General features: G+C 35.8%; 2 protein-coding genes. Both read left to right on the top strand.

Annotation, left to right across the window (positions count from 1 at the left end; all coding sequences use genetic code 11):
* A partial coding sequence (gene gatA / locus BD31_RS00095; protein ID WP_008296586.1) for an Asp-tRNA(Asn)/Glu-tRNA(Gln) amidotransferase subunit GatA occupies nt 1-1,422 on the top strand: 1,422 nt, incomplete at its 5' end.
* Nucleotides 1,419-1,508: hypothetical protein (locus tag BD31_RS09965; RefSeq protein ID WP_158641207.1), on the top strand; the 90-nt coding region annotated here is incomplete at its 3' end. The genes gatA and BD31_RS09965, both read left to right, overlap by 4 nt.

Raw genomic sequence — 1,508 nt, 5'->3', positions numbered from 1 at the left:
GAATATATTCAAGAAGTAAAAAATGGAAACATATCTGCTGAAGATTTTATGGCAAAAACTCTGGAAAGAATATCTGATGTTGATGAAAAACTTCATGCTTTTTTGAATGTCAATGACGATGCAGTTGATCAAGCTCGTGAGATTGACAAGAAAATTAAATCTGGTGAAAAAATTGGCTTATGTTTTGGTATGCCCATATCCATCAAAGATAACATTTGCATAAAAAATTCAAAGACAACGTGTGCTTCCAAAATGCTTGAAAATTATGTATCACCATACGATGCAACCGTAATAACAAAACTGAAAGAAGAAGACGCGGTATTTGTTGGAAAAGTAAATCTTGATGAATTTGCAATGGGGTTGTCAACAGAGTTTAGTGCCTTTGGCCCAAGCAAAAATCCGTGGAACATTGAACATGTTCCTGGCGGTTCATCTGGCGGAAGTGCTGTTTCAGTAAGTGCCTTTGAATGTATTGCGTCTCTTGGCTCTGATACTGGAGGATCCGTTAGGAATCCTGCCAGTTTTTGTTCTACAGTTGGGTACAAGCCAACTTATGGTCTGATCAGCCGATATGGATTAATTTCATATTCAAATAGCATAGAGCAGATTGGTCCTCTTACTAGAACGGTAAAAGATGCGGCATTTATGCTCAATATCATCGCTGGATTGGATAAAAATGACAATACTACCATTGATAACAAAAACGTTGACTATCTTTCAGAAATTGATTCAGGAATAGAAGGTAAGAAAATAGGTATTATCAAGGAGATGATTGGAGATGGTATTGATTCTAGAGTACTTTCTGCAACAAATGAGGCAATATCTAAACTAGAAAGTTTAGGTGCAATCTGCGAAGAAATATCATTGGATATGGTGAAATATTCAGTAGCTGCATACTATACAATTACTGCAACAGAAGCTGGAAGCAATCTTGCAAGATATGATAATCTCCGATACGGTTATGATTTTCCTGTTGAAGGTTACGAGTTTAACTCTTACATTTCAAAGGCACGCAGAAAATTTGGACCTGAAGTTACAAGAAGGATGATAATTGGCGGTTATGTTCCATCCGCAGGACATGCTGGAAAATATTTCCTAAAGGCACTGAAAGTAAAAAGTAAACTCACAAAAGAAGTCAATGAAGCATTTAAGAAATTTGATCTTTTGATATCTCCAACAGTTCCAATACTGCCCTTTAAAATTGGTGAAAAGATTGACGATCCAATTTCTTTGTTTCTAGTTGATATCAATACTGTTACTGCTAATCTTGCTGGAAAACCTGCAATATCAATTCCATTTGCAAATGCAAATGGACTTCCGATAGGAATTCAATTAATGGCTGACTCTATGAATGATAAGCTATTACTTCAAGCTGCACATGCATTGGAAAGCACTGTTACATTACCCGAGGTTCCAATATGACTAAAATTGGTTTAGAAATTCACTGTCAGCTAACAAACTTGAAAAGTAAATTGTTTTGTTCATGTAAGGCAAATTACAGAGAGTTT

It is taken from the genome of Candidatus Nitrosopumilus salarius BD31 (assembly GCF_000242875.2).
Classification (GTDB): domain Archaea; phylum Thermoproteota; class Nitrososphaeria; order Nitrososphaerales; family Nitrosopumilaceae; genus Nitrosopumilus; species Nitrosopumilus salarius.
This window is presented reverse-complemented; position numbering and strand designations above follow the sequence as displayed.